Below are 8853 nucleotides of genomic sequence, written 5' to 3' on the forward strand. Positions count from 1 at the left end.
TCTTATTGCTCCTCGAATTCAATCTCGATAACGCCATTCGCGCCGCCGGTCGCGGACCAGATCGACGCCAGGCGCTGACCGGAAGTAATCGTCACTCCCGTTGGGAAAACCGTCACATTCGCGGCTTCGTAATTTGTGCTGCCAGAGAGCGTAAACGCAGTCGTTAGCAACGCAGTCCCAGCGCCGAAGGCGGCATTTCCCGAGGCGCCATAGACGATTGTCGCCGTCGTCGCTCCGCTTGCCGGCGATGCGACATAAAAACGAGCGATTTTCGCGACCCATGTGATGGAGGCGTTACCCTCGCCAGACGGGGCATAGACGACACGCGAGAGATCTGGGCTTGAAGAGGGCGCGTTTGCCTGCGGAAAGGATAACGACCAGCGCCGCTTGGGCAGCGCCGCCCATGTGCCATCCCCACGCAGATACGTCGAGCTGCTTGCGGTCCCTGTCCCCAGTTGGGCGGTTGCGATGACGCCACTCGTGATCTTGCTCGCCGGTAGGCCGGGAATATCCGCCGGCACGAGTCCACGAAACGTAGGGGCGGTCGCAACGCCGGTGGTCGGCCCAGCCAGCACGGTGTTGGACGTCTGAGGGGCAACGGAGAAGGTACGGACTCCGGCGACGTCCGTGAACTGGTAAGGGGCGCTCGCCGAGAGTTTGGCGCTGAGATAACCGGGCGTGTCTCCTGCGCTGAGGGCGACCTGGTTGGACGCGGTGGATCCGCCGCCCACGCCGCCGCTGCTTCCGTTGGACGATGAGTTATATCCCCCGGCCCCAGATCCCCCCAGGCCTCGCTTTTGTTCATCATGGATCAGTTCACGGATGATGACATTGGCATCTTCAATCTCCTCGCCGATTTCCAAGGATTGGATCCACTGTCCATCCCATTCCATGTGAACGGCCGGGATTGTCAGCGTCTTGCCACCGGTCAGTTTCCTGCCGATCGCGCCTTCCAGGCGAATGCTCTCGCCGGGGAGATACAGCGTTGGATCATCCACGATCGTGATGCTCGGCTTGTCTTTGCCCAGCGCTGTCGTTTTGAATGCGGCGGCCGCGACAGCGTAAAGGTCCGCCGCCGTCGTGATGTCGCCGGCGTCAAGGATATCCGCGCGAACGCCGAAGTCGTTGATCGAGTTGGTGTAGGGGGCGCTCAGACCGACCGCCGGGTCCGTGACGTTGATGACCCGGGAAAGCTTGCCTTCCTTGAGGTAGTCGTTACTGCCCTCAACGGCGAGCGCGGCCGCGTCACGGCACGACACGTCGTCGATGAGGATTTCGCCATCAGAGCGAAAGACGATACTCACCTCGCAGTGGACGCTATCCCCGTGCGCAACCCCCACCGTCTCCGCGTAAGTCCAGCCCGCCACCGGTCCGCTGCCGTTGATGACTTCACGAACGTAGTTCGTTTCGTGTCCGTCGGACGCCTTAAAGTACATTTGCAGCCACATCTTGGGGATGTTGGCTGTCGATCCCGGTGGCGTGCGATACCAAAAACCGAACCGGATTGCCTGTTGTCCAGTCACCGTAAACGGAGCCGTGCTCAGTGGCTCCAGGTGCAGATCCTGCCCGTTGGCGTCATTGCTGTGGACGTTCAGGTAAACGCAGTACTTGGGCGAATGCGCGACATCCGAATAGGTCCAATTGACGGCGTTGAACTTCGGGCTGCCGCCACTCGAATCGTAGAGTTTGGTTTGCCAGCCGTCCTGATACAGCACGCTTGCGTCGTAGAGCGATACGGCGTCCACCAGGAGCCCATTATTGGCGCCGCCGCGATCATCGCACTGAATGTGGAGTTTCCAGCTGACGCAGCCGGCCGGAGGCTGAAACGTGGAGGTGAACAAATCCCACGCCGACGAGCCCGCCGGTGTCAGCGCCAAATTGATCGTTTGCAGGACCGTCCCGCCGGCGTCCTTCAGCTGAAGGTGCGCGGATCCGTACGCCGCTCCCAGGTCAATCTCGCGGCGCGCCCTGATGGAAAGCGTGTAGTTACGTCCAGAGGCGAAGGCATAGGAGCCTGTCTGCTCGATGTACTCGGTGCTTCCATCAAGCTCCATCTGCCAGGATCCTGAGTACGCCTCGCCCTTGTAGATGCCCTGGTAGTCGGTCTGCTTGTAGGCGGCGCCGCTGAGTATCCAGTGATCTTGCTGCTCAAAATCTCCGTTGACGACAATGCTGGAGCCGCCCTCCTGAAAGACAATCGGCAGGCTGAAGTTGCCATTGTGCAGGAGCTGAGGGAACCTGGGATCGCCGCCCTTGACGAGGTACCGATTGGCGATGTCCGCAGTCTGGCGCTCGGCGCCCGCGACACGGATGTTACGAGACGGAACGCTGAGCACATGCCGGGCCGCCAGCTCGACGTTGTCAATCGGGCGAATGAACAGGCGGTTCTGCCCAGCAGGATTGGCGTCGACTCCCCACGTGCAGGTATTGCCGCTCTGCTGCTGGATGTCGTCATAGGCGTCACCAACCAGCTTCTCGCGCGCATCTACCTGCGTGGTCTTGACCCCAACACGCAGCGCCTGGACATCAATGGTAATCGGGACGGCGCCGATCCCTTTCGCGCCCAGGACAGCGTCATGGGCAATGTCGGCGAACGGCTCGCTGATATCGGCTCCGTCGCCAGGATAGGGATAAATCTGGTCGACCAGCTGCTTGCGGACGAGGAAATGCATCCCCTGCCCGCTGATCGTCAGCGTCTCCTGCGCCGAGTCTTCACTCATCTGCCGCGTGGTCACGTAGCCTCGATAGGCGAGTTGACCGTTCACATACGCCTCGACGCGGTCGCCATCCTGTATCGAATCGAACGACGTATCGTCGAAACGAACGGTGGTCGAGATCGTGAAGTCGGCGTAAAAGCCGTACCGGGTCAGAGACGCCGAAAATTTGGCGATCTGCTTGACGGGATATCGCCGGCGAATGGTCCCGCTTGGATTCGTAATGATCAGTTGGAATTTGATGGACATACGGACTCCGAGGGGCGGGAACATCCCTACGAGTATTCGGGGAAGATAGGAGTGTTCAGGGGATTAGTAGTATCGCGCCTGGTAGTTCAGAGACGCCGAAGACAGCGTCGCGCCGTTGCCCAGGGTGATTGTCCAGGTGTTGGAGCCTGGCGACAGGCGAAGCAGCTCGCCGGAGATCAATCCCGCGTACTTGTCCACGCCGGCGCGCAGGATCGTATCGTCCAGCGTGCTGAAAACGTAAGTCCCAGTCGCGTCTGGATCGAAGGTGAACGTTTCGCCTGCCGCATTGCTGATCGTGACGATTCCGCCCGCCGGCGCGGCGCTGAAGACGAGCGTCAGGATCGGATCCGCAGCGCCGCCGCCGAGGGCGTTGAATGTGGTGTCTCCGGTTGTCGCCAGGCCTTGAGTGGTCACCGCGTCCGCGAACCAAGGAGGATCGTCGTTAGAAGTCAGGCCGATGGAAAAGTAGCGCGCTCCTTTTCCCTTCCAGGCCTGCGCCTCGCCGAACGATCGCACCTCCGCTCGGCAATATCGATCGCTTTGCTTGCGGAAAACGCGCGCTTGGCCCGGTGGAAATGCGGCGGCCAGCGCATCCCAAGACGCCTGAAGCGTTCCGGGGTCTTCGGTGTCGCTCCCGAGGATATCCCCCTGGAGATCGATGTGAAGACAATCGAAGAGGGAGCCGGCGCTGTACCGCCCCCCCCGCCCCGCGCTGCTCGACGCGCGCTCACGATATTCCGGACTTTCCTGAATGCTCGTCAGGTCGCCGGCGTTGAACGTGTAGCCGCCGAAGGAGTAGGTGAAGTAGGTCGTCATATAAACACCACATTATCTAATAAAGACCATATCAGTTAAGCTCCATGCTATCGCTTCCCGTTCTGGCGAGCACGGCGCATCTGCTCCCCGAACTGGCGAGACGCGCGGTCCATATCGACGTCTTTGTGGATGTCGCCATGGAAGTTCTGGACCGCCTGAATGGTGTCCCCGCCCGCGCTGGACGCCGCCTCAAGCACGTCCGCCATGAGCCCCCCGCCGCTGCCTCCGACTTTCGAAGAGCTGGCGCCAAGGGACATCGACGGAGCGAGCGGGAGCATGTGGTTGGGAATGATCGTTCCCGGCGCATCCGGAACGAACAGTTCCATCCCCCGCTCGCCGACGATCGATGGCTTGCCGACCGGAGGGCGCCCCCCACCCGCGAACATGCCCCCAAGGAAGCCGCCGCCGATCGCGCCCTGCAGGAGCGAAACGCCAGGCATAAGTGAACCGACCGCAAGTCCCAGTCCTAGACCGAGAAGTGAATTGGTCTGCTTCTTTTTACCGTTCGCGCCGCTGATGTTGATCGCCGCCGACAGCGCCATTCCCGCCATGGCCGCGTCTTTGATCAGGCCCGCGCCTCCCGTCTTGAGCTGCCCGGCGAACTTCGACCCGGCGGACATCATGGCGTTCTGGAGCGTGCCTTGCAGCGCCCCAGCCGCCGCGTTCTGCAGCATCCCTCCAACATCGCCAAGCAGCGACTTCAAAGCGCCCTTCGATCCCTTGCCATGCAAGAGCGCCATGAGGAAATTACTGGACGCCTGGGACGCTTCGGCGGCGAGGCCTTCCCAGAACTCCGTGTGCCCCACCGTGACCGAGTGAGGCTTCAGGGTATTCTGCGTGCTGCTGATCTGGTCAACGGTATTGGGGTCCGCCGTCTTGTAGGTGTCGGCGTCCTGCTTGACGCCGCCTAGGCTCGTTTTCGCTTCCTGGCGTGAGATCCAATGCTTTTCAAACATCAGCGTCAGCACGTCGAGATAATGGCCAATCGCTTCCCTGGCCTCCTGGGGCGATCCGAAGACGGTCAGATCTTCGTACTTTTTGAGGACATCCTGCACCGCGCCTTTCGAGGGCTGCTTTCCACCCATCAAGCCGGCGAGCCCTTGGTCCGCCGACTGCATGCGCGTTTGCCGCTCCAGGTCCATCGACTCCGCGTTTGCCGCATTGACCTGGGCGTTCACGACGTTGGGATCCCCGGAGCGCTTCGCCGCCGTGTACTCCATCGCCTGAACTTCGATCAAGAGGCGCTTCTTATCGATCAGGTCGTCCGTCGCCTGGATTTCCGCGCGTAGGAACTGGATCCGGCGATCGCGCGCCGCGTCCGAGAGTTCCCGATCCGACATGTCCAGAGAGCTGACGGCGGACTGCACTCCCACCGAGTAGTGGGTGCCGGACATCGCGCGGGTGTTTGGATCGGTCGAGAGATCGTCGATCTTTTTCTGGATCAGCAGCTGAGCCTTCGTGTTCTCCACCAGGGCCGCCTGCGTGCGGCGCTTCTCGTCGTCCGTCTGCGCGGCGCTCCGGCTGTTCTCCAGCAGATCGCGCTCCGCGCCAAGGCGGTCCTTGTCCATCTGAAGGCCGGCGGCGATCAGCTGGTTGTGACGGTCCTCCAGATCGATCAGCGCGACTTTCGCCGTCTGCCTCGCCTGGTCGATCGCGCGATCGCGCTCGGCCGCGAGGGTCTTGATCCGAAGCGCTTCCTGCCCCGCGTCCGCGAGCTTTCCTTCTCCCGAGGACGCGTGGAACTCCGCGTTCGCCAGGTCGATCTGGCGATCACGACGTTTGCCGTATGCGTCCTTCAGGAGTGAATAGGCGCCGTCGTCGCCGCGCCCGAGCTGGCGTTCGTGATCGCTGATGGCCGTGTCTGTGTGATAGAGCAGGCCTCGCTTCTGGGTGAGCGCCGCCTGCTGCGCGCGCTTTCGGCGCTCTTCCGGCGTGCCGGTCAACTGATCGGAAAGCGCGAGATCGTCCTTGCCGTATTGCGCGGTGATGTCGAAGGTCGCGGTTTTGAACGCCGCCGCCGCTCCGTCGCCGTCTGTCCCCTGGGCTTTCGCCTCCTGCTTGGCCTTGTTAAAGGCCGCCTGCGCTTCCTTCAGCCGCGCATTGCGCACCTTGACGAGGGCGGTCTTGGCGAGGATGAGGAAAGCAGGATCTCCGGTGCGGCTGTACTCGGTCTTGCAGTGATCCAGGGCGGCTTCCGCCTTCTTGACGTCCAGGCCGGCGGCGTTGACAAGCGCGGTCGCTTTGTCCTTCGCGGCCTTGTCGGCCTTCGTGCCCATCAGCTCCGCATCCGTCATTGTCCTGCCGGCGCCGGCGGCCGGTCCAGCGGCAGGAGTGGCGCCTGGGGCGAAGGTCGAACCAGGGATGGTGTAGGCTGTTGCATGGGCGGCGTCGTACATGCCCATGGATTTGATCACGCCCTTGCTGCTCTGGCGAATCTGGCCGTCTCCTAGAGAAAACCCGACGTGATAGCCGCTGCGCTTCCCATTAGCTTGGGGAGCGCCGTATCTGCCGCCATGCCAGACGATCAAGTCTCCAGGGAGCGCATCCTTAGCGGAGTGCGGCTGAGCGCCAGATTTGACCGCCCACTCCTGCAATCCCTTCGCCGAGGCGATCGCGCCTCCTGGCAATTTAGCTCCTGCGGACTTGAACACCTCGCTCACGAAGAGCGCGCAACTGGCGACGTTCTTCGGTGTGCTGATCGTGTCGAACGCATGGCTGATAACCGATTTGGCGAATCCGTCTCCGCCTGTCGCCATGAGAGAGCGGTTAGCGGCGCCCGCGCCTTCCTTACTCATCTCGGTCAGTCGCTTGCCTTCGGTTTTGTAGTCGGAGTCGAGCTGATCGATGATTTTTTGAATATCAGTGTTGCTCTTGTTGAGCGCCGGGTTCGCCGCCCCGCTGGACAGGATCAGTGGATCATCCTTTCCGCTGACGACGCTGTCTCGATAGCTTTGCGGGGTGACATTTATCTGGCGGGCTGTCCAATCGGCGTTATCGACTCGTTCCTTGCGGTTGTCCAGGACAGACTTCCAGTAACTTTTGACGCTGGCAATTTGCCCCTGGTTGACCATCAGGGCGCCGCGCTCTCCGCTGGCCGCAAGCTCTTTCTGGGCGTCCGCGAACCGCTTTGTCGAATCCGTGGCTTCATCTTGAGCCTTGCGTACCTCGCCCCATTTCCAGGCGATGGCGCCCACGAAACCCGCGACCGCGATGAGCGCAATGACCAGCGGCGCGCCGGCGGCGAACGCGGCGACGCCGGCGGCGGCCGTGGTTGTCTCCGCCACAGCGGCCGCTTCCGCGCCCACCGTCATCAGAGCGAGAGCACCGCGGATGTTCATCACGCCGCCAGCGATCGCGCCCAGTCCCATGACGGTAGGCCCAGCGATCGCCGCCACGGCCGCCAGCGCAAGCGCGGAGTCCTTGATCGGCTGCGGCAGCTGGTCGAGCACCTCAATGGCGTCGCCGGCCTTCTTGACCAGTTCCGTCATGGATCGCAGAAACGGAGCCGCCGTCTTCTCGCCGATCGTCTCCAGCTCCGACCCCAGGCCGTCCAGCGCTCCCTTGAGTCCCTTGTTTTTGGCTGCCGCGAGCTCCGCCGCCGCGCCCGCCTTTGTGACGGCCGCCTCCATCTTGTCGTACTGGGTTACGCCGCCCGCCATGATGACGGTCGCGGACCGGATGGCATCGGAGCCGAAGATGGTGCCGAGCGCGAAGTCGCGCTGTTTCTGGGTCAGTCCGGAGGTTGCGGCCGAGAACTGCGCGACGAGATCGCGGAACGGCCGCATCTTGCCGTCGGCGTCGTAGATGCTGATCCCAAGCTTGTCTAGGACTTGCTGCGCTTTGGCGGTCGGCGTCTCCAGCTTCAGCAGCATCTCCTTGAGCGAGGTGCCGGCGTCGCTGCCCCGAATGCCGGCCTTGCCCAGCAGGTTGATGGAGGTCATCAGCGCCTCAATGGGCTGATTGGCGGACGCATAGACCGCCGCCGCCTGCTGCATCGAAAGTGCGGCGTCGGTCGCCGCTGTTCCGGAGGCGGACTGAGACGCGGCCAGCATATCGGCAACGTGCGTGGCCTGGTCACCCTTTAGCTTGAACGCGGTCAGCGCATCGCCTTCGATTTCCGCCGCCTGGGCCGCGTCGATTGTGGCCGCCGCCGCCAGCTGAAGCGTGCCGCGCGCCGCAGTCATGCTGTCGTTGACGGAGAGGCTCTTTTGCGAGAGCACGACCATGGCCTGGGCCGCGTCGTTGCTCGACGTCGCCGGCAGCGTCATATCTCCGCCCAGGTCGCGCGCTGTCTTGCGCATTTGCGAAAGCTGCGCATCGGTCGCGCTGGTCTGGGTCTGAAGGACGTTGAGCGCCTGCTCCAAATCCATGGCCATTTCGACGGACTTGCCGGCCGCCGCGACGATCGGAACCGTCACGGTCGCGGTGGCGGTCGCTCCGGCGCCGGTTACCATGCCCGCGAGTTGCTCACGGCCTTGCTGCCGGTCCTGCGCCCCCCGGCGCTGATCGCGCAGATAGGAGCCCTCGTCGCGGTGCTGCCGGTTTTCCGCCGCAACGCGGGAGCGCCCCGCCTGGTCCGCCTGCCGCTCGGCTTCGGTGCGGCGCGTCAGCGCGCGAGTCTCGTCATCGATCGCCTTTTGCTGAAGCCGGCGCGCGTTCACGGCCGTCACGACCGCCCGGGCCTGGCTCTCGGACGCGCGGGCTTCGGCGAGCACGGCCTTGCCCAGATCCTCAACGGCGCGCTTCTCGACGAGCGTGGCCTGCGTGGCGGATCGCGCCTCTTTGGCAAGCTCTACCTGCTGACGGGACATAAGCGCCGAGGCGCGAGACGCGCTGACGCTTGCCTGAGCGTTCGCGGCCTGTGCGCGCGCGAACTCAAGGGTGACGGTGGCGGCGACTTTCGTGTCGGCCGCGATCTTCTTCGTCGCCTCATTCGAAACCTGAGCCAGCTGCCGTGCGTTGCGGATCGCGGCGGCGGTGTCCATCGACACTTTAATTTTGACTTCAGGGGAACTCATGGGTTTGCTCATGCTCCTAGCAAAAAAGCCTCTCCGGCGCCGGAGAGGCTTTTTTG

3 protein-coding genes are annotated in these 8853 nt (G+C 63.0%); all 3 read right to left on the reverse strand.

Going from position 1 to position 8853, the window contains the following annotated elements; all coding sequences use genetic code 11:
- Positions 1–2 precede the first annotated feature (2 nt).
- The 3 genes from ABIZ35_RS26040 to ABIZ35_RS26050 all read right to left on the reverse strand — a co-directional run bounded on the left by ABIZ35_RS26040 (position 3) and on the right by ABIZ35_RS26050 (position 8797).
- A complete protein-coding gene (locus ABIZ35_RS26040) occupies positions 3–2963 on the reverse strand; it encodes a hypothetical protein (RefSeq protein WP_348222861.1) in 2961 nt (986 codons plus the stop codon).
- Between the two features lie 63 nt (positions 2964–3026).
- Positions 3027–3779: a hypothetical protein gene (locus tag ABIZ35_RS26045; RefSeq protein ID WP_348222862.1), complete on the reverse strand. Its 753-nt coding sequence runs from the start codon at positions 3777–3779 to the stop codon at positions 3027–3029.
- 47 nt (positions 3780–3826) lie between these two features.
- Positions 3827–8797 (reverse strand): phage tail tape measure protein, encoded by a 4971-nt coding sequence (locus ABIZ35_RS26050; RefSeq protein WP_348222863.1) that lies wholly within the window; start codon positions 8795–8797, stop codon positions 3827–3829.
- Between the last annotated feature and the right edge of the window lie 56 nt (positions 8798–8853).

The sequence above is a fragment of the Capsulimonas sp. genome, assembly GCF_039929585.1.
GTDB lineage: Bacteria > Armatimonadota > Armatimonadia > Armatimonadales > Capsulimonadaceae > Capsulimonas.

What these genes read in the sequence shown, in the direction of transcription:
- ABIZ35_RS26045 (WP_348222862.1), bottom strand. Translation starts at nt 3,779, where the DNA reads ATGACGACCTACTTCACCTACTCCTTCGGCGGCTACACGTTCAACGCC.
- ABIZ35_RS26040 (WP_348222861.1), bottom strand. Translation starts at nt 2,963, where the DNA reads ATGTCCATCAAATTCCAACTGATCATTACGAATCCAAGCGGGACCATT.
- ABIZ35_RS26050 (WP_348222863.1), bottom strand. Translation starts at nt 8,797, where the DNA reads ATGAGTTCCCCTGAAGTCAAAATTAAAGTGTCGATGGACACCGCCGCC.